The 22,497-nt window shown below is 55.3% G+C and carries 22 protein-coding genes and 1 pseudogene; 17 read left to right on the forward strand and 6 right to left on the reverse strand.

Going from position 1 to position 22,497, the window contains the following annotated elements:
* Positions 1-10: 10 nt before the first annotated feature.
* From ABID47_RS29140 to ABID47_RS29150, 3 genes are read left to right on the forward strand one after another with little or no spacing between them, the layout of a single operon-like run.
* Positions 11-2,203, forward strand: a complete 2,193-nt coding sequence (locus ABID47_RS29140; RefSeq protein WP_354502183.1) for an ABC transporter ATP-binding protein — start codon at positions 11-13, stop codon at positions 2,201-2,203.
* A gap of 34 nt (positions 2,204-2,237) precedes the next feature.
* Complete coding sequence (locus ABID47_RS29145) at positions 2,238-3,737, forward strand: DHA2 family efflux MFS transporter permease subunit (RefSeq protein WP_354502186.1); 1,500 nt, start codon at positions 2,238-2,240, stop codon at positions 3,735-3,737.
* A gap of 30 nt (positions 3,738-3,767) precedes the next feature.
* The gene (locus tag ABID47_RS29150; protein WP_354502189.1) at positions 3,768-4,850 is read left to right on the forward strand and encodes an LLM class flavin-dependent oxidoreductase; all 1,083 of its coding nucleotides are present in this window, start codon (positions 3,768-3,770) and stop codon (positions 4,848-4,850) included.
* A 181-nt stretch (positions 4,851-5,031) separates the two neighbouring features.
* Here the strand turns inward: ABID47_RS29150 and ABID47_RS29155 are convergent, their stop codons facing one another.
* The gene (locus tag ABID47_RS29155) at positions 5,032-5,769 is read right to left on the reverse strand and encodes an alpha/beta fold hydrolase (RefSeq protein ID WP_354502192.1); all 738 of its coding nucleotides are present in this window, start codon (positions 5,767-5,769) and stop codon (positions 5,032-5,034) included.
* A gap of 346 nt (positions 5,770-6,115) precedes the next feature.
* On the opposite strand from ABID47_RS29155, the gene ABID47_RS29160 reads away from it, so the two are divergent.
* The 6 genes from ABID47_RS29160 to tsaD all read left to right on the forward strand — a co-directional run bounded on the left by ABID47_RS29160 (position 6,116) and on the right by tsaD (position 10,312).
* Positions 6,116-6,604 (forward strand): DUF2269 domain-containing protein, encoded by a 489-nt coding sequence (locus ABID47_RS29160; RefSeq protein WP_354502742.1) that lies wholly within the window; start codon positions 6,116-6,118, stop codon positions 6,602-6,604.
* Positions 6,605-6,795: 191 nt separating this feature from the next.
* Positions 6,796-7,347 (forward strand): nucleotidyltransferase family protein, encoded by a 552-nt coding sequence (locus ABID47_RS29165; protein ID WP_354502195.1) that lies wholly within the window; start codon positions 6,796-6,798, stop codon positions 7,345-7,347.
* A 114-nt stretch (positions 7,348-7,461) separates the two neighbouring features.
* A complete protein-coding gene (gene tsaE / locus ABID47_RS29170) occupies positions 7,462-7,956 on the forward strand; it encodes a tRNA (adenosine(37)-N6)-threonylcarbamoyltransferase complex ATPase subunit type 1 TsaE (protein WP_435530683.1) in 495 nt (164 codons plus the stop codon).
* Positions 7,953-8,729 carry a tRNA (adenosine(37)-N6)-threonylcarbamoyltransferase complex dimerization subunit type 1 TsaB gene (gene tsaB / locus ABID47_RS29175; protein WP_354502197.1) on the forward strand — a complete coding sequence of 259 codons (777 nt, stop codon included), beginning with the start codon at positions 7,953-7,955 and terminating at the stop codon, positions 8,727-8,729. Before tsaE ends, tsaB begins: the two co-directional genes overlap by 4 nt.
* Before the next feature lie 19 nt (positions 8,730-8,748).
* Entirely contained in the window at positions 8,749-9,249 is a 501-nt protein-coding gene (gene rimI, locus ABID47_RS29180; protein WP_354502200.1) for a ribosomal protein S18-alanine N-acetyltransferase, read from the forward strand.
* A gap of 16 nt (positions 9,250-9,265) precedes the next feature.
* Positions 9,266-10,312 carry a tRNA (adenosine(37)-N6)-threonylcarbamoyltransferase complex transferase subunit TsaD gene (gene tsaD, locus ABID47_RS29185; RefSeq protein ID WP_354502203.1) on the forward strand — a complete coding sequence of 349 codons (1,047 nt, stop codon included), beginning with the start codon at positions 9,266-9,268 and terminating at the stop codon, positions 10,310-10,312.
* Positions 10,313-10,940: 628 nt separating this feature from the next.
* On the opposite strand, the gene ABID47_RS29190 is transcribed toward tsaD, so the two are convergent.
* Positions 10,941-12,905, reverse strand: coding sequence for an ABC-F family ATP-binding cassette domain-containing protein (locus ABID47_RS29190; RefSeq protein ID WP_354502206.1), 1,965 nt, complete (start codon positions 12,903-12,905; stop codon positions 10,941-10,943).
* Between the two features lie 192 nt (positions 12,906-13,097).
* Between ABID47_RS29190 and ABID47_RS29195 the strand changes: the two genes are divergently transcribed.
* The 7 genes from ABID47_RS29195 to groL all read left to right on the forward strand — a co-directional run bounded on the left by ABID47_RS29195 (position 13,098) and on the right by groL (position 18,464).
* A complete protein-coding gene (locus ABID47_RS29195; protein ID WP_251672865.1) occupies positions 13,098-13,724 on the forward strand; it encodes a 5-formyltetrahydrofolate cyclo-ligase in 627 nt (208 codons plus the stop codon).
* Entirely contained in the window at positions 13,705-14,178 is a 474-nt protein-coding gene (gene moaC / locus ABID47_RS29200; protein ID WP_251672867.1) for a cyclic pyranopterin monophosphate synthase MoaC, read from the forward strand. Before ABID47_RS29195 ends, moaC begins: the two co-directional genes overlap by 20 nt.
* Positions 14,179-14,258: 80 nt before the next feature.
* Positions 14,259-14,744, forward strand: a complete 486-nt coding sequence (locus ABID47_RS29205; RefSeq protein ID WP_076174928.1) for a MogA/MoaB family molybdenum cofactor biosynthesis protein — start codon at positions 14,259-14,261, stop codon at positions 14,742-14,744.
* Positions 14,745-14,962: 218 nt separating this feature from the next.
* Complete coding sequence (locus tag ABID47_RS29210) at positions 14,963-15,220, forward strand: twin-arginine translocase TatA/TatE family subunit (protein ID WP_076175208.1); 258 nt, start codon at positions 14,963-14,965, stop codon at positions 15,218-15,220.
* Between the two features lie 96 nt (positions 15,221-15,316).
* A complete protein-coding gene (tatC, locus tag ABID47_RS29215) occupies positions 15,317-16,090 on the forward strand; it encodes a twin-arginine translocase subunit TatC (protein ID WP_089550500.1) in 774 nt (257 codons plus the stop codon).
* 370 nt (positions 16,091-16,460) lie between these two features.
* Positions 16,461-16,742 carry a co-chaperone GroES gene (groES, locus tag ABID47_RS29220; protein WP_076174926.1) on the forward strand — a complete coding sequence of 94 codons (282 nt, stop codon included), beginning with the start codon at positions 16,461-16,463 and terminating at the stop codon, positions 16,740-16,742.
* A 93-nt stretch (positions 16,743-16,835) separates the two neighbouring features.
* On the forward strand, positions 16,836-18,464 hold the full coding sequence (groL, locus tag ABID47_RS29225) for a chaperonin GroEL (RefSeq protein ID WP_116231893.1): 1,629 nt from the start codon (positions 16,836-16,838) through the stop codon (positions 18,462-18,464).
* Between the two features lie 647 nt (positions 18,465-19,111).
* Here groL and ABID47_RS29230 read toward each other — a convergent pair.
* Positions 19,112-19,567, reverse strand: coding sequence for a hypothetical protein (locus ABID47_RS29230; protein ID WP_354502212.1), 456 nt, complete (start codon positions 19,565-19,567; stop codon positions 19,112-19,114).
* Between the two features lie 118 nt (positions 19,568-19,685).
* On the reverse strand, positions 19,686-20,186 hold the full coding sequence (locus ABID47_RS29235) for a hypothetical protein (protein WP_354502215.1): 501 nt from the start codon (positions 20,184-20,186) through the stop codon (positions 19,686-19,688).
* Between the two features lie 325 nt (positions 20,187-20,511).
* Between ABID47_RS29235 and ABID47_RS29240 the strand changes: the two are divergent.
* Positions 20,512-21,080: pseudogene (locus ABID47_RS29240) on the forward strand (phospholipase D-like domain-containing protein).
* Positions 21,081-21,219: 139 nt separating this feature from the next.
* Here the strand turns inward: ABID47_RS29240 and ABID47_RS29245 are convergent.
* Together ABID47_RS29245 and ABID47_RS29250 are read right to left on the reverse strand one after the other, a co-directional pair.
* Entirely contained in the window at positions 21,220-21,447 is a 228-nt protein-coding gene (locus ABID47_RS29245; protein WP_354502218.1) for a hypothetical protein, read from the reverse strand.
* Between the two features lie 141 nt (positions 21,448-21,588).
* Positions 21,589-22,494: a LysR family transcriptional regulator gene (locus ABID47_RS29250; protein ID WP_354502221.1), complete on the reverse strand. Its 906-nt coding sequence runs from the start codon at positions 22,492-22,494 to the stop codon at positions 21,589-21,591.
* Positions 22,495-22,497 lie beyond the last annotated feature (3 nt).

The following is a 22,497-nucleotide window of genomic DNA, read 5'->3' on the forward strand; positions in this document are numbered from 1 at the left end:
GGGAGCATCAATGAGCACATTGCTTGATATCCGGGAGCTGTCCGTCGATTTTACGACCCGAAAAGGGACGCTGCAGGCGATCCGGGACGTGACGCTGTCGATCGAAGCCGGAGAAACCGTCTGCCTCGTCGGGGAGTCGGGCAGCGGCAAGACGGTGGCCTCCAAAGCGATCATGCGTCTGATCGACCATGAGAACGGGCGCATCAGCGGAGGAAGCCTTCTTCTGGACGGGACGGACCTGGCAGGCCTGCCGGAGGCCGAACTGCGCCGGATTCGCGGCAAACGGATGGCGATGGTGTTCCAGGAGCCGATGGCGGCCTTCGACCCGGTCTTTACGATCGGGCAGCAAATTCAGGAGACCATCTTGCAGCATGAGAAGGTTTCCAAGCGGGAGGCCAGGGAGCGCGCCGTCCGGCTGCTGAAGCGGGTCGGCATTCCGGAGCCGGAGCTGCGGCTGAAGCAGTATCCGGGCGAGCTGTCCGGAGGAATGCTGCAGCGGGCCATGATCGCCATGGCGCTGTCCTGCGGGCCGGACCTGCTTATTGCGGATGAGCCGACCACCGCGCTGGACGTCACGATCCAGGCGCAAATTTTGCGCCTGCTGAAAGAACTGCAGGCCGAGCTCGGCATGTCGATCCTGCTGATCACCCATGATCTCGGGATCGCCGCCGAAATTGCCGACCGGGTGGTCGTCATGTATGCCGGCGAAATCGTCGAGGAGGCGCCAGCTTCCGAGCTGTTCCGCCTTCCGCGCCACCCGTATACGCGGGGCCTGCTCCGTTCAGTCGCGACGCTCGACACGGTCCGCGGCACGAAGCTGCATTCCATCGAAGGTTCGATCCCGAGCCTTGCCGCACTTCCGCAGGGCTGCCGCTTTCACCCGCGGTGCCCCTTTGCCACGGAGCGCTGCACGCAGGAATCGCCGGTCTTAACCGAATCCGGCGAGCGCCGGAGCGCCTGCTGGCATGCGGAGGAGCTGGTTCAGTCGGAGGGCTGGATGGCCCCTGCCGGGCCGGCGGGCTCCGGTGCAGCTGAGGGTTCCGGTACAGCTGAAGGTTTCGGTGCGGTGGCAACATCCAATGCGATGGCTGTTTCGGGTGCAGCTGCAGGTTCTGGCGACCCGGCGGCTTCCAGCGAGACGGCTGCTTTACGCGTTACACGGGAAGGCGGCGCAGAAGAGAACATTGAAGGACACGGCGAAGCCGGCTCAACCAGGGCAGCGGAAGAAGCGGCGGACGCTTTGTTTACCGTGGATCACCTGAAAAAGTATTACCCGGTGCATGGCGGAGGCATCGGCAAAGCGAAGAAGCTGATCCGCGCCGTGGACGACGTCAGCTTTACGATCCGCAAGCGCGAAACCTTCGGTCTGGTCGGCGAGTCCGGCAGCGGAAAGTCGACGCTGGGCCGGGTGCTGCTCCAGATGGAGCGTGCCACGGCAGGGACGGTTCTTTTTGACGGCAAGGACCTGACGAACCTGGGAGGACGTGAACTGCGCGCCGCCCGCCAGCATATGCAGACGATCTTCCAGGATCCGTACGGATCGCTGGATCCGCGCTGGAAGATCGGCGACAGCATCGCCGAGCCGCTTAAGGTGCACGGTCAGGGGCAGCGCTCCCCCGCCGACATCAGCCGGCGCGTCAGCGAGCTGCTGGAGCTGGTTGGGCTAGATCCGTCATGGGCGCAGCGGTATCCGCACGAGTTCTCCGGCGGGCAGCGGCAGCGGATCGGCATCGCCCGCGCGATCGCCCTGAACCCGCGGTTCATTCTCGCCGACGAAGCCGTATCCGCGCTGGACGTATCGGTTCAGGCCCAGATCATCAATTTGCTGCAAGACCTGCAGCAAAAGCTGGGGCTGACCTACCTGTTCATCGCCCATGGCCTGCAGGTTGTCCGGCATCTGTCAGACCGGATCGGGGTGATGTACCTCGGGAAGCTCGTGGAGATCGCACCGAGCGAGTCGCTGTTTCTCGCACCTGCCCACCCGTATACCCAGGCTCTGATTGAGGCCATACCGCAGACCACGCCCCGCCAAGGCCAGCCGGCCGGAAGCCTGGAAGGGGAGATTCCCTCGCCGGCCAATCCGCCCTCGGGCTGCCGGTTCCATACCCGGTGTCCGTTTGCCACAGACCGCTGCCGGCAGGAGGAGCCGGCGCTGCGCCAATTGGACAGCGGTCACCATGCGGCCTGCCATTATGCGCTGTGACGGGATGGCCGCCACCTGAACGGGAGGTTATGAATTGTCAGTCACGATGAATGCTGCCGCGGCAAAGGCCGAAGAGGGGCAGGGCAGTCTGCCGTTTTGGCCGGTTCTGCTCACCCTGTTCTGCGGTTCCTTTGTCGGCATGTATCCGATGGTTTCCTTAAACGTTTCGCTGCCCGGCTTTATCGGCATCTTTCACACCGGCCTCGGGACCGTGCAGTGGATCATTACGGGCTTTACGCTGGCCTTCGGCATGATTGCTCCCGTCAGCGGCTATCTCTCCAGCCGTTTCGGCGGCAGGCGGATGTTTCTGCTGTCGCTGGCCGGAATCACCGTCAGTTCCGTGATGTGTTCCCTGTCCTGGAATATTCATGCGCTGATTTTCTTCCGCATCTTGCAGGGCTTATGGTGCGGACTGATTCAGCCCGTGTCCCTGGCCATGATTTATCAGACGCTGCCGCGAGGAAGACAGCCTCTAGCGGTCAGCGTCTGGTCGTTTTCGACGGTGCTTGGCACGGCGGTGGGCCCCTCGGTTAGCGGGTGGCTTCAACAGCACGACTGGCACCTGATTTTTCTCGTGACGCTGCCGGCCGGCATTCTGGCCTGGTTGGCGGGCCGCATCCTGTTACCGAAGGATATCCGGGGTCCGCAAAAGCGTCTGGATGCCGCCGGACTCCTGCTGGCCACCGCGGGCAGCCTTGCCATTCTGCTGCTGTTCGGCAACCTGCACGCCTGGGGCATGCAGTCGGTTTGGACGTGGGGCTGCCTCCTGATCGGCGGCGCATGCACTGTTCTCTTCATCCGGGTCGAGCTGCGCGCGAAGGAGCCGCTGCTGAACCTCAGGCTGTTCGGCAATTTCACGTTTGCCGCGAGCCTCGGTGTATCGCTGATCCTGTCCTTTGCCCTCTACTCCGGCGTATACTTTGTTCCGCTGTTCCTGGAAGAAGTTCAAGGGCTGTCGTCTTTTCAGGTCGGGCTGCTCTTTCTCCCTGCGGCCGCGTGTCTGACCCTGGCCACGTTCCTGTCGGGGAAAGGTTACCGCACCTTTGGGCCGGCAGCGCTGATTGCCCTGGGCAGCCTGATCCTGCTGGTGACGACTTTTCGCTTCAGCCGGCTCGGCACGGAAACGACGCTCGTCTCCGTCATGATCTGGCTGGCGATCCGCAACGTCGGCACGGGGCTGTCGCTGACCCCAGCGACCAGCGCGGCGATGGCGGCGGTTCCGCAGTCCGAATCGGGCCATGCGTCGGCCCTGATCAACTGGCTGCGGCAGCTATTCAGCGCGGGAGCGCTCGGCATGTTCACATCGGTGTTTTATGCGCGGATGAGCGTGCACGAGTCCCGTCTGCACGCTAACTATGCTGCGCAGGGCACGGAATGGATACGCCGCGAGGCCTACACGCGGAGCATCGACGATGCGTTTTTGTTCGCGAGCGCGCTGGTGGCGCTGGCCATTCCGCTGGCGCTCCTTCTGCGGAAACGGAAGGAAGCGGCAGGTACCGGACCACGCCTGGAGCAGCCGACCGAACTCAACTGATTTTTGAATGGATAGGAGGCCAGATGCCATATGAAAGTGGCTGTATTTAGCCTTATGATGAATCTTCCCAATGCAGTAACAGGGGAGTCCTTGACCGCGCAGCAAAAGTTCCGCAACGTCATCTCGCAGGCGGTCCTCGCCGAGAAGCTCGGCTTCGACGCTTACGGTGTGGGAGAACGGCACGGAGCTCCCTTCCTGTCCTCGGCGCCGCCCGTCGTGCTGACCGCCATCGCATCCCGCACGACCCGCATCCGCCTGCTCACCACCGTGACTGTGCTGAGCGTGCTGGATCCGGTGCGGGTGGCTGAGGATTATGCCACACTGGACCATTTGTCCGGCGGCCGGCTGGAGATGATCATCGGCAAAGGAAACGACCCCCGGCATTATCCGCTGTTCGGCATTACGGAGGAAGAGCAGTGGGATTCGATGGAAGAGCGGTACAGGCTGTTGAAACGGTTGTGGACTGAGGAAAACGTCACCTGGGAAGGAAAGTACCGGCCGCCGCTTCAGGAGGTGACGACGTTCCCTCGTCCGTACCAGGCCTCCATTCCGGTTTGGCACGGCAGCGCCTCGAGTACGCGCTCGACCGAGCTGGCGGCCAAGTTCGGGGAGCCGATTTTTTCCTCCAACGCCTTCCATCCGCAGGCCAAGTATAAAGCGCTGATCGATCATTACCGCGAGCGTCTTGCCTATTACGGCCATGATCCCGCCAAAGCGGTCGTCGGCGCGGGCTCCGGGAGCCTGTACTTGGGAAATACGACCGAGGAAGCGATCCGGCGGTATCGGCCTTATTATACGGCCTTCAGCGCAACGGAATCGGCAAAGCATAACCAATCGCCTTTTCACAGCCTGGAGGATCAGATCGAGAACGGCCCGGCGCTGATCGGCAGCCCTGAAAAGGTCATCGAGAAAATATTGAATTACCATGAGGCGTTTGGCCATACGGTGCTGAGCATCGGCGTGGATGGGCTGACCGAGTCGGAGCAGCAAGAGCAGCTGCAGCGGTTCGCGGAGGAAGTGCTGCCGTTACTCAGGCGCGAAATTCCGAGTCGGGTATGGGAGAGCGGACCGGTGCTGGCCGGGGAAGAGACGGCGGTTTTGTCCGAATCTTGAGCGGGTTGATAGGCAGTCCATAGACCCGGGAAAAGAGATAGAAAAAAGTGCGTAAGGTGATTACGCACTTTTTTATTTTGATATTCAGTTGGTCATCACAAGGTCTCCGGGTAACAAGTAAAAGAGGAAGAGGGCGCTCCTCCAATCATGCAGACAGGTGTGCCCGGCCGCCGGCTGCTCGTTACCCTGCCGCGGACACCGAGGTACCAAACTTTTGGAGCAGCTGACGCAGCTCATCCGGGTGGCTCAGCATGGGCAGATGGCCGGACTCAAGTCGTTCGACGCGCGCGCCCAGATTTTCGGCCATCTTGTCCTGCAGGCCTGGCTTCAGCTCCTGATCCTGACCAAGCTTGATGTACAGGGAAGGGACCTGAAGCCGGGAAGCAGCCTCTACCCGGTCCGTGTAGACCCGGATCGATTCGGGGGTAAACCGGCGGACGATTTCGTCGGCCTGCTCCTCGGTGAGATCGCTGCAGAGACCGCGGCGGATGGCTTGTTCCGGAGGCTTGGTCCCGAACAAGCGCATCATCAGGGGCAGCAGGAGCCGCTGCCCTGAAGGGAAGGCGGACGTGAACGATCCCCCGCTTGCCGGGATCACCGCTCCGATGGCGGCAAAACCGGCGACCCGGTCCGCCATTTCGGCGGCGATGCTCAGACCGAGTACACCGCCGAGAGAATGAGTGACCAGAATGAATTTTTCCACATCCCAGCTGGAGATCTGCTCCTTTACATGTGCACAATAATCCTTTAAGGACAGCTTGCTTGTTCCTCCGTTATTCGTTCCTCTGCCCGGATAGTCCACCGTCAGACAAGGCGCCGGCAGCTCCCCTGCCACCCTGTCCCATATTTGGGCGTCCAGTCCCGCCCCGGGAATGAATACATATCCGATTGGTTTGCGATCCTTGAGAGCTTTTTCCATTTGAATCTCCTCCATGTTCATTTTTTAATGTAAAGCCGGCAGACGATGCTGTCAGCGCATTGGCAAATTTGCGGGCTGTTTGCCCTTTAACCCCATCATACCCACACTTCACTGACAACTCCGGTCAGTGGAGATTTGTCGAATGGCCGTTTTCCTAAAATGATTGTCGATTCTGCGGCTCCCCTGATTCGCTATATTCCGCGGCTGCTGGGGCTTGCCGCCAAATTTCACGGATTGCGTACATCGTTGTCACAGGTTTGCAATCTCCGGCCGGTAGGATAGGAATTATGGCCTGACTCCGAAAGTTGCGGGCTTGGGGGAAGGGAGGAGGACAAATGTGAAGAAAATGAGCGCACCCGCCATGAAATGGCTGAAGATCGTGCATATCGTATTGGTGTCCTTGTTTTTTGGCGGCATTCTGAGCTCGGTGACCGTCAACTTTGCACTGGGGTTAGACAGCTATGAAGATACGCTGAAATCTTATAAAGTCATCGTGCTCATCAGCGACGGTGTGATCCGGACGGGGGCCGTGGGGACGCTGGCGGTCGCCTTCGTGTACGGCTTTTTTACGCCATGGGGCTTCTTCAGGCACCGCTGGCTGACCGTGAAATGGATTTTGTTTCTGCTGCAGACGTTCATCGGCATTTTCGTCGTGGATAAACTGATGCTTGCCAATCTCTATCTGCTGGAGACGTTGGGGCCGGCGGCGCTTGAAGACCCTGGATTTCTCCGCAACCATGGTCTCAGAAATGCGTTCGTCTTCATCCAGATCGTTCTGACGCTGGTTATATTCATCATTTCGGTCATCAAGCCATGGAAAAAGAAACGAAAATAGTTTTCGATACGATCATTCACGCTTTACGCTCGAAATATAACCCCTGTCCCTTCCGGCACAGGGGCTTTGCTCATTGGCAGGAAGCCGCGGGAGTCCGCTGGTCGCTTTTCTCCCCGAACGGTACTTCTGTGATTCCGTGATATAATGAAGGAACACGGCGGATGAGCCGCCAAAGGAATTGGAGGATGCGTATGTCCTACGAAGAACGTCTACGGCAATATATCCTGGAAAATGATCTTTTAATGAAGGATCTGGAACGGGTTCGGGAGCTTGGGCTTCCGCAGTGCTACATCGCGGCCGGGTACGTCAGGGGGACGGTGTGGGACCGGCTGCACGGATTTGCGAACCAGGCGGCCCATACCGATATTGACGTTATTTTCTATGATCCGGGAGATCTGTCAGAGGAGCGCGAATGGCAGCTGGAGCAGAATCTGATCGAACAAACCGGCAATGATAAATGGTCTGTTAAAAATCAGGCGCGCATGCATATCCGCAACGGCAATCCTCCTTACTGTTCCTCGGAGGACGCGGTCAGCTGGTGGCCGGAGACGGCGACCGCAGTCGGCGCACGCCTGGATTCCGGGAACAGGCTGGAGATCTTGGCCCCTTACGGGCTGGACGATCTGTTCGGCCTCGTCGTACGCAGAAGTCCCCGGTTTGAGGATAGAGCCTACTATATCAGCCGGGTACGGTCGAAAAACTGGAAGCGGCAGTGGCCGCAGCTGACCATCCTCGAGGATTAGGGATAAGGCTGACCGGAACACACGGCCCCCAGTCCTTGCGGGTGTCAGGGTTGACCGATATAATTAAGGGCAAGTTGCATTCAAGGATTTGGAAGGAGAAGGTGGAGTCCCATCGTGGAAAGCAATCATAACGGGAAACCGTACATCTATTCCTCCCGCAGCCCCGAGGATACGGAGGCGCTGGCCGCGTGGCTGGCAGGCGTAGCGGAACCGGGGACCGTGATCGGCCTGGACGGCGATCTGGGGGCGGGAAAAACAGCCTTTTCGCAGGCGTTCGCCAGGCATTTTGGGGTGCAGGATGTTGTGAACAGCCCCACATTCACCATTATTAAGGAATACGAAGGGCGTCTGCCCTTTTACCATATGGATGTCTACCGGGTGTCTCTGGAGGAGGCCGAGGATCTGGGACTGGACGAATACTTCTTCGGAAACGGCGTCAGCCTGGTCGAATGGTCGCAAATCATCGAAGAACTGCTGCCGGACCGGCATATGCATATCTACATCGAGACTGCCGGCCTCACGGAGCGAAGCATTACGGTCCGGGGGTATGGGCAGCCTTATGAAGAATGGGTCGGCAGTTTGAACAGAAATGGAGTCGTATCAACATGAATAACGAGAATTCACATCCGCTGCGGCGGTTTTTGGCGCTTGATACCTCGACGGCCTGCCTGGCGCTGGCAGTCATGGAGAACGACCGCGTGCTCCATACGATCGAGGCTTCAGGCGAGCGGAATCATTCGGTCCATCTGCTGCCTTTGATCCAGAAAGGCCTCCGGGAAGCCGGCGTGGAAGCATCCCAAGTCGACGGCGTCGCCGTGGGCGTTGGCCCGGGTTCTTATACCGGAACCCGGATTGCCGTCACGGCCGCCAAGACGCTGGCTTGGGCCTGGAACGTGCCGGTCGCCAGCATTTCCAGCCTGCATGCGCTGGCCTGGAGCGGACTGATGGCCGGCCCGGACTCACAGGCTCCTGGCGGAACGAGCTGGGTCATTCCGCTCGTGGACGCCAGAAGAGGCCAGGCGTATACGGCCTTGTTTGCAGCCGGGCAGGCGGTCATCCCGCAGCGGAAGAAGGACGATGCCATCCGGCTGATGCAGCCGTGGGTGGAGGAGCTGGAGCAGCTCCTCTTGTCCATGCCGGAAGAAGAATGGCCGGCTGCCGTCCATTTTGTCGGCGAGATCGGCAATCATCAGGAAGCGGCGCAGCGGCTGCATCCGATGCTGGGGGACCGGCTTCATCTGACTTCCTGTGATATGAAAGGGGAGCCGGTAGGGCAGCTTGGTGCGGACCGCCTCCTCCGGGGAGAGCGGGATGAGCTGCACGCCCTGGTGCCAAACTATACGCAGCTTGCCGAAGCTGAAAAGCTCCTGCGCAAGCCGTGAAGGGAGTCTTTTGACAATCATGGAGCAGGAGATCAAACAGGACGCGGAAGGATTAACCTTCCGTCCGATGACATTAGAGGATATACCCGCCGTGATGGTGATCGAGCATGACGCATTCACTCTGCCCTGGACGGAGGAAGCGTTCCGGAACGAGCTGACGCATAATCATTTTGCGCGTTATATGATGATGGAATGGAAAGGGGAACCTGTCGGATATGCGGGGATGTGGACGGTCATTGACGAAGCGCATGTGACGAATATTGCCGTTTTGTCCCCTTACCGCGGCCGCAAATGGGGAGAGCGCCTGCTGCTTGAACTGATGAAGACAGCCTCGCAGCTTGGAATGAAACGGATGACACTCGAAGTCCGGGTCTCCAACCGGGTGGCGCAAAATTTATATATGAAAATGGGATTCGAGCCGGCCGGACTCCGAAAAGGGTATTATTCGGACAACCAGGAGGACGCGATGATCATGTGGGCCGAGCTGTTTCCGGACCGCAGTCAGAACGCCCGCGGCTAGGAAGGAAAGTACACAAATGAATCAAGCCAACATACAATCACAACCATGCTATATTCTGGCGGTGGAAACGAGCTGTGACGAAACGTCCGTCGCGGTGGTCAAAGACGGCAAAGAGGTGCTCAGCAACCTGATCGCCAGCCAGATCGAAACCCACAAGGCGTTCGGTGGCGTCGTGCCGGAGGTCGCTTCCCGCAAGCATGTCGAGAATATTACGCTGATGCTTCAGGAAGCGGTGCAGGCCGCGGGCATCACCCCGCAGGACTTGTCGGCGATTGCCGTCACCCAAGGCCCCGGCCTCGTCGGGGCTTTGCTTGTGGGCGTCGTCGCGGCGACCAGTCTGGCGTTTGCGCTCTCGAAGCCGCTCATCGGCACGCATCATATCGCCGGCCATATTTACGCCAACAACCTGGTGGCCGACCTGAAGTACCCGTGTATGGCGCTGGTGACTTCCGGCGGGCATACGGAGCTGGTCTACCTGGAAAAAGAGGGCCACTTCGAAGTCATCGGGCGCACGCGGGATGACGCGGTCGGCGAGGCATACGACAAAGTGGCGCGGGCGCTCGGCTTTCCGTATCCGGGCGGCCCGCACGTGGACCGTCTGGCGCTGGAATCCGAAGAGGCCATTCCGCTTCCGCGGGTCTGGCTTGAGCCGGACAGCTACGATTTCAGCTTCAGCGGCTTGAAGTCGGCGGTGCTGAACGTGGTGAACCAGCGCAAGATGCGCGGGGAGCCGGCCGCGGAAGGCGCGATTGCGCGCGGCTTCCAGGAATCCGTCGTGGAAGTGCTCGTCACGAAGTCGATCCGCGCGGTGAAGTCTTACCATGCAAAGCAGCTGCTGCTGTGCGGAGGCGTGGCGGCGAACAAGGGCCTGCGGGCGGAGCTGTCCCGCCAGTGCGAGCAGGAAGGCATCGAGCTGATTATCCCGCCGTTTAAATACTGCACGGATAATGCGGCCATGATCGGAGCCGCTGCTTATTTGAAATGGAAGGAGCAGCAGTTCGCCGGTTTGGACCTGCGGGCGATGCCGCAATTTTCGCTGGAGGAATGGTCCGTCCGCGCTTGAAAGCCGGTCGTACGTTTTCCCGATCATGTGATCCGGCCTGAGCCGGAGGGAAATCAGCAAACATAGACCTTGTAAATTATGAACAGCCTGTTGTCTCGTTGAAGAGACAGCAGGCTGTTTTGCATCTTTGACGGATATGGCGGTTGTTGTCCGACGATAGGGGGCGAAAAGGCCTTTATGCCGTCGAAGGTTCCTGTCATTCTTGTCGGAAGAATCGGCGAATCGGCAGGCTAAGGACCTATTTTGGGGCTATATCTTAGGACCTGGTCCTTGTCAAGATGTGGACAAGGTTATCCACATATTCCACCGAAATTGTGCACAACCACCTGTTTCTTAATGAAATCGCTGGTTTATAGGGGGGTGAAAATAGGGGATAGGTTTTTCACAGGTTTCCTGTGGGAACTGTGGATAATGTGGATAATTTGGTGGATAAAGATGGATATTTTACAAAGAGGCGCATTTGCTCAACAAAAAATGGCCCTTAAGGCCATCCTTTGTTGGAAGTTATGCACTTTTTTTGGGGATAAGGCTGTGAATAAGTGGAATCTTAACGTCAAAACTTTTTTTGTAAATTTGACAAAAGTTCGAACATTTGTGCTTCCGCCGGCTCCATTTGCTGAAAATCGGCTTACTCTGCGGCCAATGTTTCCCATTCGGCATAAATCGTTTCCAGCTGGTTTTTCTTTTCTTCCTGCTGCTGCTGATGCTCCTGCAGGGCGAGGTAGTCCTGGTAGACCTCCGGCTTGGCCATTTCCGCGTCAAGTTCCGAAATTTCTTCCTCCAGGCTCTGGATCTGCTCCTCGAGCGCGGCAAGCCTGCGCTGCCGGTTTCGCTCCTCGCGCTTGGCCTGCTTGTCGGCCTCGAACGAAGATACGCCGGATTTATCGCTGTTATCGTTTGCTGCCTCCGGTTTGGAGGGGCTGTTCTTCGCCCCGGCTCCGCCTGCCTGCTCAAGCGCTTCTTGGCTGAGTTCCTCCAGCTCCTGTTTTTTCGCTACATAGTCGTCATAGTTGCCGAGGTAATGCTCGGTCCCTTCGGGATGAAGCTCAATAATGCGTTCGGCCATTTTGTTCAGGAAGTACCGGTCGTGCGAAATAAACAGCAGGGTGCCTTCGTAATCGATCAGAGCCGACTCCAGCACTTCCTTGCTGAAGAGATCCAGATGGTTGGTCGGCTCGTCCAGTATAAGCATATTGGCTTCCAGCAGCATCAGCTTGGCCAGTGATACCCTAGCCTTCTCGCCGCCGCTGAGCGCAGCGATTTTCTTGAGCACGTCCTCGCCGCTGAACAGGAAGTTGCCGAGTACGGTACGAATCCGGGCCTCCTCCATGTGTGGGTAGGCGCTCCAAAGCTCCTCGAGCACGGTATTGGAAGGATTAAGGTTGGTCTGCTCTTGGTCGTAATACCCGATTTTAACCTTGGTCCCCCAGTGGATCGCTCCAGTCTGCGGCTGGCTGGTTCCGATCAGGCACTTGAGCAGGGTCGATTTACCGATCCCGTTCGGCCCGATGAGCGCGACCGTTTCCCCGCGGCGCAGGTCGAAGGATACGTCCTTAAACAGCGCCTTCGGCGGCTGGAACGACACGGACAAGTCCCGCACCTGCAGCACTTCCTTGCCGGACATGTACTCGACCTCGAAGGAGAAGTGGGCCTTCTTCAAATCGCCGAGCGGCTTGTCCATCCGGTCCATTTTCTCGAGTGCCTTGCGCCGGCTCTGGGCCCGCTTGGTGGTCGACGCACGGACGATGTTGCGCTGGATAAAAGCTTCCATCTTGGCGATCTCGTCCTGCTGCTTCTCATACATCTTCATTTGGGATTCGTACTCGGCCGCCTTGAGCTCCATATACCGGCTGTAATTGCCCGTATACCGCTTGGATTGATGCCGCTCGATCTCGACGATGGTCGTCACGAGGCGGTCCAGAAAATACCGGTCATGGGATACGACCAGCAGCGATCCGGAATACGCGCGCAAATAGTCCTCGAGCCAGGTCAGCGTCGCAATGTCCAGGTGGTTGGTCGGCTCGTCGAGCATGAGCAGGTCCGGGGCCTGTAGCAGGATGCGCGCCAGCGCAAGCCGCGTTTTCTGCCCGCCGCTGAGTGTGGCGATCGGGGTATCCGGCGCAAAGCTGCCAAAGCCCATGCCGTGCAGCACGCTGCGGATCCGCGTTTCCATTTCGTAGCCTCCGTGGTCTTTGAACCAATCCGAACGGGAAGCATAACGGTCCAGCAGATCCTGGTATTTCTTCGGATTATCCATGACCGCCGGATCGGCAATCTGCTGCTCCATCACCCGGAGCTCTTTTTCCGTCTCAATTAAAGGGGTGAACACATCCAGCATTTCTTCCCAAATGGTACGGTCGGATTGCAGCCCGCTGTTCTGGGCGAGATACCCGATTGTCGTTTCCTTCGATTTATAAATTTGCCCGCCGTCATAGGACATTTCCCCTGCCAAAATTTGCAGAAGGGTCGACTTGCCCGCGCCGTTGACGCCGACGAGGCCGATACGTTCCCTCTCCTGAACCTGCAGGTTGATGCCTTCCAGCACGGGAGTGATGCCGAATAATTTTTTGATTCCACTCGCTTGAAGAAGCATGTGACGTTGCAACCTCCATCTATCATCTTAATAAGATCAGTTTACATGAAATACTGAGAATGCGCGACTTGCAGTGCAGGACTTCGGGACAATCTTGGCGAAAGAGAAGCAACAGTGGTAAGATAAGAGCAAATCAACGGATGCAGGACTGAAAATCGAAAGCGTCGTTGGATGCCACAGGGGGCGGCTTGGATGAAAGAAGAGAAGGCGCGTCTTCGCTTTGCCATGCGGCAGATGCGGGATGGTCTGCCGGAAGAGGAGCGGAGACGCGCTTCCGACCAGGCAAGCCGTCATGCATCGGCGTGGATGGAAGCGGCTGGATACCGAAGCGTGATGGTGTACGTTCCGTTCCGCAGCGAGCTGGACACGCGGCCGCTGATCGAGCGGGCCTGGCTTCGGGGCGTGGATGTGTACGTCCCGCGCTGCCATCCCGGGGATCGTTCCATGACGATTCACCGGCTGCGGCGGTGGGACGAGCTTCAGGCCGGCGCATACGGCATCCTGGAGCCGGACCCCGAGCGGGTGCAGGCCGAGCAAGACGGAATGCTGCCGGATGCGGTGCTGGTGCCCGGTCTCGCTTTCGATCTCGAAGGTGGGAGACTCGGGTACGGTGCGGGTTACTACGACAGGCTTTACGAACGATGGAGCGCTCCGGCCGGGGACGGTACCATGCCTGTGTGGGCCGGGATCGGTTTTGCGCCGCAGGTAGTGGACCGCGTCCCCATGGACGAGAACGACGCCCGTCTTCAGGTCCTCATAACCGACCAAGGGATATACACGATGAACAAGGGGGCTGACGATGGATCTGACGCATTTTAACGAACAAGGCCGGGCCAAAATGGTAGACGTATCGGAGAAGGACGTCACCTCGCGTACGGCGGTGGCCCGCACGACGGTCACGATGGCGCCAGAAACGCTGGCGCGGATCAAGGAAGGGCGGATCGGCAAAGGAGACGTGCTCGCCGTCGCTTCCGTTGCCGGCGTCATGGCGGCGAAGAAAACGTCGGATATCATTCCGATGTGCCACCCGCTGCCGCTGACAGGCATTGATATTCATTTCAACGATAACGGAAATGATGAACTTTATATAGAAGGAACTGTGAAGACTACGGGCAAGACCGGTGTCGAAATGGAGGCGCTGACCGCCGTATCGGCTGCCGCTCTGACGGTCTACGACATGTGCAAGGCGCTGCAGAAGGATATGGTCATCGGTCCGACCCGGCTGGAATCCAAGACCGGAGGCAAGAGCGGCGACTACAGCCGCGAAGCTTGAGTATAGTCGAAGAAGGACCTGCTCGGATCAGACGGTTCACAAAGATAAGAACTTAGGGTTAAAGGAGGAGGGGTGATCTTATGGTGTGGAGAACAGCGATCCTGACGGCAAGCGATAAGGGAGCCCGAGGTGAACGTGAAGATACGAGCGCACAGGTCATCCGGGAGCTGGTGGAGGAGGAATTGGGCGGGGAGATCGTGGAATACCGCATCGTTCCCGACGAGCAGGATGATATTATCGCGTCGCTCATTGAGTTAACCGATTATTTCCAGGCGGACCTGGTGCTCACGACCGGAGGTACGGAGCTGGCGATCCGGGACGTAACGCCGGAGGCTACCCGCCGGGTCATCGAGCGGGAGGTGCCGGGCATCGCGGAGGCCATGCGGGCGACCGTCATGCAGAAGAACCGCGCGGCGATGCTGTTCCGCGGCATTGTCGGCATCCGCGGACGGACGCTGATCGTCAACCTGCCGGGCTCGCCCAAGGGCGTGCACGAGCACTTGGCGGCCATTATGGACCAGCTGCCGGAAGCGCTGCTGATGGTGACCGGGCAATACCGCCAATAATCCAGCATTTACCTGACTTTTTTCAAAATTGTCACACTTATTTGATATTGTAATGATCCGTGATATGGTATGATGGCGATGTGGCAATTTTATGTCATTGCTGTGAACAAGCCCAATCGAATGCAAACATCCATCAATGATCTGCTTTACTCGGACACGGTGTGTTACATATCCGGATTTTGGTTAAGAGTAAAGTACAGAGAGGAGAATACCATATGCTGAGTGGAATCGGTGTGCCAGGCATTATTTTGCTGGTCATTTTGGCATTGCTGCTGTTTGGACCCAACAAGCTCCCTGAACTCGGACGGGCCGTCGGCCGCACATTCCGTGAGTTCAAGGACGGTGCCCGCGATATCATCGGCGAAGACGATCAGGCGCCGCGCAAGAGCGAGCCTAAGCCGCTGGCCGCAAGCGAAACGCAGCAGCCTGCACCTGTGCAGAGCAGCGCTGCCCAAGATAAGCGCCTGCCGGAGTGATTTCGGGGAGAAATCCAGGCAGTCTATATCCATCCCTTCCTTGCGGGGAGGGATTTTGTTTTGTCCGGAAGGCTTAAAGCGAAGGAAGGTGACCTCATCGTGGAAAAACAGGAAGAAATGTCGATCGTCGAGCATTTGGGCGAGCTGCGCAAACGGATCATTTACGTCCTGGTCGTGCTCGTGCTCGGGCTAGTGGTCGGCCTGGTCTGCGCCAATCCCATCTACCAGTACCTGATCAGCGTCGACTCGGCGAAGGATTTCGAGCTGCACGCATTTTCCTTCTGGGACGGGATCGGCATGTACATGAAGATCGCCATGATCGTATCGCTTGTGGCGACGATTCCGTTTACGGCGTACCAGCTGTGGGCCTTCGTCAGCCCGGGGCTCCGCGAAGTGGAACGCAAGGCTGCGCTGCGCTATGTGCCTTACGTATTTCTGCTGTTTCTGGCCGGACTTGCCTTCGGCTATTACGTTGTATTCCCGATGGCGCTGGGCTTTACGACCCAGGTGACCGAGTCGATGGGACTGAAGGAGACGTACGGCATCTCCCAATACTTCAGCTTTTTGTTTACGCTGGTCGTACCGGTGGCGCTGCTGTTCGAGCTGCCGATCATCGTCATGTTTCTGACCAAGCTGCGGATCTTGAATCCGCTGCGGCTGCGGAAAATGCGGAAGGTCGCCTATTTCGCCCTCGTATTCATCGCGATCGTCATTACGCCGCCGGATTTCATCTCGGATTTTCTCGTGACGATTCCGCTGCTCGTGCTGTATGAGTTCAGCGTGTTTTTATCCTCCGTCGTGTACCGCAAGCAGCTGGCCGCGGATGCGGCGGTAGAGGCCAGATACCGGTTCCCGGCCGAACCGCAATAACAGGACACAGGCATTCTTTTTCTGGACGGAAAAAGGATGCTTTTTTCTTTTCTTCGAAAACGGCATTTCTTTTTCAGAAATCACGGAAAACGGCATATTTCGGATTCCGGTGGATACAATGATGGAGGGTATCTTATTCGCTGCGGAGGCCTGTGACAGGCTTGTCCGGTGCAGGATGGGACGGGTTCGGCGGGGGTGCTATGAAAAGTGTGAAGTTCTTAGAAAAATGCTTCAAAGAGGACTTGAAATCTGTTCCCAAGTTGAGTATCATAAAAGTGGTTGTTAGCACTGAACGTTGTCGAGTGCTAACAAGAATCGTCAACCAGACTTTAACCGCAGCACAACATACTAAATAAGGAGGCTATTTTTCATGATCAAACCTTTGGGTGACCGCGTTTTGGTAGAACCAATCCAACAAGAGGAAACAACTTCATTCGGGATTGTCCTTCCGGACTCCGCCAAGGAAAAGCCGCAAGAAGGCAAAATTATCGCTGTTGGCAGCGGAGCCGTTAAAGACGGGGCACGCGTTCCTTTGGAAGTCAAAGAAGGCGACCGTGTGTTGTTCTCCAAATATGCCGGAACAGAAATCAAATATGAAGGTAAAGAATATTTGATTATGAAAGAAAGCGACATACATGCAATCGTAGGCTAAGCGACTTTTTGATCCGGCGAGGATTGAATTTTTCGGCGAAGAGCCTGAACATATGAGCAACATCTATATCATTTATGGGAGGTTTTTATCAACATGGCAAAAGATATCCGTTTCAGTGAAGACGCACGCCGCTCCATGCTGCGTGGTGTAGACGCTTTGGCTAACGCTGTAAAAGTGACGCTCGGACCTAAAGGCCGCAACGTCGTTCTGGAGAAAAAATTCGGCAGCCCGCTCATTACCAATGACGGTGTGACGATCGCTAAAGAAATCGAACTGGAAGACGCTTTTGAAAATATGGGCGCTCAGCTCGTTAAAGAAGTAGCAACCAAAACCAACGATGTAGCCGGTGACGGTACGACGACCGCTACGGTTCTGGCTCAAGCCATGATCCGCGAAGGTCTGAAGAACGTAACTGCAGGCGCTAACCCGATGGTTGTCCGCAAAGGGATCGACAAAGCGGTTAAAGCGGCAGTTGCCGAGCTGAAGAACATCGCAAACGAAGTTAAAGGGAAACAAGAAATCGCTCAAGTCGCTTCCATTTCCGCAGCTGACGAAGAAGTGGGCCAACTGATCGCCGAAGCGATGGAAAAAGTGGGCAAAGACGGCGTTATCACCGTTGAAGAATCCCGCGGATTCGCTACAGAGCTTGAAGTTGTGGAAGGTATGCAGTTCGACCGCGGCTACATTTCCCCATACATGATCACCGATACGGATAAAATGGAAGCTGTGCTTGAAAATCCATACATCCTGATCACGGACAAGAAAATCAGCAACACGCAGGAAATCCTGCCGCTGCTTGAAAAAATCGTTCAACAAGCCAGACCGCTTGTGATCATCGCTGAAGACATCGAAGGCGAAGCTCAAGCGATGCTGATCGTGAACAAACTGCGTGGCACGTTCAACGCGGTAGCCGTTAAAGCTCCTGGCTTCGGTGACCGTCGCGAAGCGATGCTGCAGGATATCGCTGCCCTGACTGGCGGCCAAGTAATCACCGAGAAGCTCGGCCTGGATCTGAAGAGCACATCCATCGAGCAACTGGGTAACGCCCGTCAAGTGCGCGTAACGAAAGAAAACACAACCATCGTTGACGGAAGCGGCGAGAAGAGCGACATCAACGCTCGTATCTCCCAAATCCGTTCGCAGCTGGAAGAAACGACTTCCGAGTTCGACAAAGAGAAACTGCAAGAGCGTCTGGCTAAACTGGCCGGCGGCGTAGCGGTTATCAAAGTCGGTGCTGCAACCGAAACCGAACTGAAAGAGCGCAAACTGCGCATCGAAGACGCCCTGAACGCTACCCGCGCTGCGGTTGAAGAAGGTATCGTATCCGGTGGCGGTACAGCTCTCGTGAACGTATACCATGCAGTAGCTGCTGTTGACGTGGATGGCGACGAGAAGACAGGCGTGAACATCGTTCTGCGCGCTCTCGAAGAGCCAATCCGCACGATCGCTGCCAACGCTGGTCAAGAAGGTTCCGTTATCGTGGACCGCTTGAAGAAAGAAAAAGTGGGCATCGGCTACAACGCAGCTACGGACGAGTGGGTGAACATGTTCGAAGCAGGTATCGTTGACCCTGCCAAAGTAACACGTTCCGCGCTGCAAAACGCAGCTTCCGTTGCGGCTATGTTCCTGACAACAGAAGCTGTAATCGCCGACAAGCCAGAGCCTGAAAAGGCTGCTGCTCCAGACATGGGCGGCATGGGCGGAATGGGCGGCATGATGTAATATAAGGCTCCTAAAGCCTGATATAGCAATAAGAGAAAGGCTCCCGAGAGGGGGCCTTTTCTCATAAAATCACGAAAAAATCACATTTCTTGCAAAAATCACGGCGTAGGGCTCTTGTCATGGTATGGGTATCTCTGAAGATATGAGGGTAGCCTTTTTTTAATCGATGTTTTTGGAGTAGCCTGTCCATCCGAATCAAAATGTTTTTCTGGATAAATGGATAACCATTCTCCCGACAGAAAACAAAATTTGCGTCATGATAATCAGGATCGATACTTTTACTTTCCGGTAAACGCGGTGCAGATGCAGCCAGAGCAATATCAGATGCTGGATAAGCGGCTGATCAGAAGTACGCTGAAAAACTCATTAGTATCATGAAATAGTGGAATCTGTACAAATATGATGAAAATGGAAAACCGGATAAGGAGGTTATTAAGGTGGCCGACAGAGAAATCAATAAAGTAAGCTCATGGGCAGCTACGGACTGGGAGGAAGCAAAGGCTAACGGTTATGTTGATGGTACTAGACCAGGCGCACATAACCCGTGAAGAGTTCGCAATTGTTATTAACCGACTGAGAAAAAGCTTCCTTACCAAAGGCATTAAGTAAAAAGAGACCCTGCCGGCGAAGTGCTGGCAGGGTGTACTTTAATTATCATTTATATCCAACTTTAGTCTGTATTGATTACTAGAATCATAGTCGTTTGCTCCATGGGAGTGTACTCTTATGTACAGTCCTTGACCGGAAAGAAGATAAGCCCCGAATGCATCAACACCGCCGTAATCGTATACATCAGTAACCTTTAAAATATTTCCATCCTGATCGACTCTGATAAGTTGCATATCGTAATTAACTCCAGAAGGAGAATATAGCGCCAATGAGAAATTTACATCCTCACCACTAAAATTATTCATAAAATAATAATCATCATCATTTGTTCCATCTATTGTAGAAGATGCTTCTCCTCCAGTATCACCAGGATAATAGATTTGGATTGCATCATCCCATGTATCAGCATACCCATATTGTGCAAATGCGGAAGAAGAGCCGAACACTAACATTAAAACAGCAAAAAGAGTAATAATTGATAATTTTCTCTTCATCTCGTAATCCTCCAATTATTTTTTATTGTTGGAAAACCAAATAAACTATGAGAATGAGGGTTTTTCTGCTCTATTCTCACATGTCCTCTTATTACAATGAGGGTGTGTTTTATCAATATTAATACTCTGGAGTAATCGCTAGGGTATAGGGAGATGTTGTGTTGAAGGAGCCATACTGTCCATAAACCATAACATAGTAATTTGGCACTGACCCGTCAGATTTTATACCGGGCACAGTCAACCTTGCGGAGCTATTTTGGGAATTAGATCGGGCAACTTCGGTATAGCCCTCTTGTCCCGGAATCTTTTCGAGAACAACAAAATTAAAATCAAAATTTTGCGGTGATAACAAATCAATAGTATAACTTGCTGCATTACTAGTAAGGAGATGCCAGAAATCAATGTCTCCGGCTCTATTAATGTAACCCTGATTTGTGCCCCAATCCATATTATAGTTCACTGCAGTATCTGCAGTTTCATACGAATCATTTGGTTCACTCTCGTAATTCACTAAATTTTGTATAGAAACTGAATCGGAAGTTTCTGCAAAAGCAGAAGTTGCACCAAACACAAGCATAAATGCTGCTACAATAGATACAATTTTTGATTTAGTCTTCATACACTATTACCTCCAAAATTCCACTATTGTTTCGGGTGGTTGGCCAACCAAGGAAAATATACCATAAAATAACAAATATATAAATGGCTTTTATGTAAATAATTGATATAATATTTTTGTTTTTGTCATAACTTTTTTTCTATATGTTAATGATCTTAGATGCAAAAAAACCTGCTGGCTATGTGTGAAGTGCACCCCTATCGCTGAAGAGATCGGACGCGACGCGGGCGCCTTCTTCAAAAATATGGCGATCTCGAATCTGGACGGGCAGTACCGGCATCTGTTCGTCGCGCCGAATCATTTCAAGCAGCCCCTGCTTGAATGCATGGACCGGGAGATTGAGAAAGCGGGGCGAGGCGAGCCGTGCCGGATTTTGATGAAGTCCAATTCCTTGACGGACAGGGAAATTTTGCAGAAGCTGTTCGAGGCATCGGAAGCCGGGGTTCCCGTTCAGCTCATCATCCGCGGAATCTGCTGCCTGCTGCCAGGCGTCCCGGGAAAAACGGAAAATATTACGGTTCGCAGCATCGTCGGACGTTTTCTCGAGCATCCCGGATCTTTTGCTTCGGTGCGGATGAGGACTGCTCCATCTACATTTCGTCAGGGGATTTAATGACGCGCAGTACAACCCGCCGTGTCGAGCCAGCTTGCCCGGTGTATGACCCTGGGCTGAAGCAGCGCATCCTTCATCATCTGGATGTCATGCTGCAGGACAATGATAAGGCAAGGCAAATGTCCAGCAACGGGCAGTACAAACGGCTGTTCTCGCCGTATGAAGCCAACCTGATGGACAGCCAAAAGCATTTCATCGAAGAGGCGATGCAAGGCATGGACCGGCGGCAGCCGAGACATTTACGCTTTTGGCGCAGGTGGGCCCGCTTGCTGCAGCATTGATAGGGCACAAATATTCAGTATTCTCACCACCGATTAAAAAAAGATGACTCCCGTACGATACTGGGGTCATCTCTTTTATAGCTGCAAGCCTATGAAAAAAGCTGCCTAGCGGCAGCCTTTCGATCTCCAACTTTAGCGTTTAACCTTCCCCTTTTTGAATCCATTCCCCGAACTGTTTCATGGCTTTCTCACTGTGCACGTATTTGTACTTTTTGCCGTCGTCATAATGGAAAATCGCCGCGCTGTCCTCGTCGCCTTCGATTTCGGACGTGATCGAAAGGATGCGCTGGGTGTCGAGCAGCTTGAAATTGCCTTGGTCGTCTTCGGCAGGAATCGCCTGATGCTTTGGTTCTTCTTCCATATTCATCGGTGCAGCCTCCATAGGTCGTTTTGTCTTATTGTACCCGAACGGAAAGCGATTTGCATTTCTATGATGCAGCCATCGTTGTACCATAAATCAAAAAAGCAGGTATAAGACCTTTCGCAAATGATGGATGCGGAAGGTTTTTTAGCTCCAGCCGTTTCCCATCGATCCGAGCAACAGCTGTTTGAAATTCCGGGCTGCTGCCGAGAGATATTGCCCCTTCAGAGTGACGATGGCGGTATCGGATTCAATGGGCGGATCGATTTCGGCATGTCTTATTTGATCCAGGCGGAGCAGCAGAGCCGAGCGGGGAACGACGGCGATCCCGATGCCGGATTCGGCGAGGAGCATGAGCGTTGATACGTCGGGGCTCTCGCATACGATGTTTGGTTTCAGCCCCCTGATTTTGCAAATGTCCATAAACCGGTGGTAAACTCCGTAGTCCCCCTGTCCGCGCAAAATCAGCAGTGGATGGCAGCATAACTCCTCGACCGCGAGGATCGGTCCATCCAGCGCTATGGAGACCGGCGGGATCGCTACCAAGGGTTCAGTATGCAGCCGGTCAATCGATACCTCGGGCGTATAGGCGCCTAAATCAGACTGCAGGGGAAGCCTGACGAGCCCCAGTTCGATTCTTTTTTGCTGAAGCAGCTCTTCGACTCGATAGGAATCATCCTCCCATAATCGGAAGGTCACCCGGGGATAAGTTTGCTGGAACTGTTTGATGACGGAAGGCAGGTAGGGTACGCAGGACATGACCGTACCGATGGATAGCGTACCGCGCATACCTTGTTCCTGATCATGAATTTCCGCTACCATCCCGTCAATCGAGTGGAGCACCTCTTTGGCTCGTTTATACAGCGTCCACCCGGCCGGCGTAATCTCGAATTTTTTGTTTTCGCGTTCGATTAGGGTCACACCCAGTTCTTCCTCGAGGGATTTGAGCTGAAGGCTCAATGGAGGCTGGGCGATGTGCAGCCGCTGCGCAGCGCGGGTGATCTGTCCTTCTTCGACGATTGTCACGAAATAGGCCAATTTTTTTAAATCCATATT

It is taken from the genome of Paenibacillus favisporus, from assembly GCF_040545415.1.
GTDB lineage: Bacteria > Bacillota > Bacilli > Paenibacillales > Paenibacillaceae > Paenibacillus_AQ > Paenibacillus_AQ favisporus.

What these genes read in the sequence shown, in the direction of transcription:
- ABID47_RS29140 (WP_354502183.1), top strand. Translation starts at nt 11, where the DNA reads ATGAGCACATTGCTTGATATCCGGGAGCTGTCCGTCGATTTTACGACC.
- ABID47_RS29150 (WP_354502189.1), top strand. Translation starts at nt 3,768, where the DNA reads ATGAAAGTGGCTGTATTTAGCCTTATGATGAATCTTCCCAATGCAGTA.
- ABID47_RS29155 (WP_354502192.1), bottom strand. Translation starts at nt 5,769, where the DNA reads ATGGAAAAAGCTCTCAAGGATCGCAAACCAATCGGATATGTATTCATT.
- ABID47_RS29160 (WP_354502742.1), top strand. Translation starts at nt 6,116, where the DNA reads ATGAGCGCACCCGCCATGAAATGGCTGAAGATCGTGCATATCGTATTG.
- ABID47_RS29165 (WP_354502195.1), top strand. Translation starts at nt 6,796, where the DNA reads ATGTCCTACGAAGAACGTCTACGGCAATATATCCTGGAAAATGATCTT.
- tsaB (WP_354502197.1), top strand. Translation starts at nt 7,953, where the DNA reads ATGAATAACGAGAATTCACATCCGCTGCGGCGGTTTTTGGCGCTTGAT.
- rimI (WP_354502200.1), top strand. Translation starts at nt 8,749, where the DNA reads ATGGAGCAGGAGATCAAACAGGACGCGGAAGGATTAACCTTCCGTCCG.
- tsaD (WP_354502203.1), top strand. Translation starts at nt 9,266, where the DNA reads ATGAATCAAGCCAACATACAATCACAACCATGCTATATTCTGGCGGTG.
- ABID47_RS29190 (WP_354502206.1), bottom strand. Translation starts at nt 12,905, where the DNA reads ATGCTTCTTCAAGCGAGTGGAATCAAAAAATTATTCGGCATCACTCCC.
- ABID47_RS29195 (WP_251672865.1), top strand. Translation starts at nt 13,098, where the DNA reads ATGAAAGAAGAGAAGGCGCGTCTTCGCTTTGCCATGCGGCAGATGCGG.
- moaC (WP_251672867.1), top strand. Translation starts at nt 13,705, where the DNA reads ATGGATCTGACGCATTTTAACGAACAAGGCCGGGCCAAAATGGTAGAC.
- ABID47_RS29205 (WP_076174928.1), top strand. Translation starts at nt 14,259, where the DNA reads ATGGTGTGGAGAACAGCGATCCTGACGGCAAGCGATAAGGGAGCCCGA.
- groES (WP_076174926.1), top strand. Translation starts at nt 16,461, where the DNA reads ATGATCAAACCTTTGGGTGACCGCGTTTTGGTAGAACCAATCCAACAA.
- groL (WP_116231893.1), top strand. Translation starts at nt 16,836, where the DNA reads ATGGCAAAAGATATCCGTTTCAGTGAAGACGCACGCCGCTCCATGCTG.
- ABID47_RS29230 (WP_354502212.1), bottom strand. Translation starts at nt 19,567, where the DNA reads ATGAAGAGAAAATTATCAATTATTACTCTTTTTGCTGTTTTAATGTTA.
- ABID47_RS29235 (WP_354502215.1), bottom strand. Translation starts at nt 20,186, where the DNA reads ATGAAGACTAAATCAAAAATTGTATCTATTGTAGCAGCATTTATGCTT.
- ABID47_RS29245 (WP_354502218.1), bottom strand. Translation starts at nt 21,447, where the DNA reads ATGAATATGGAAGAAGAACCAAAGCATCAGGCGATTCCTGCCGAAGAC.
- ABID47_RS29250 (WP_354502221.1), bottom strand. Translation starts at nt 22,494, where the DNA reads ATGGATTTAAAAAAATTGGCCTATTTCGTGACAATCGTCGAAGAAGGA.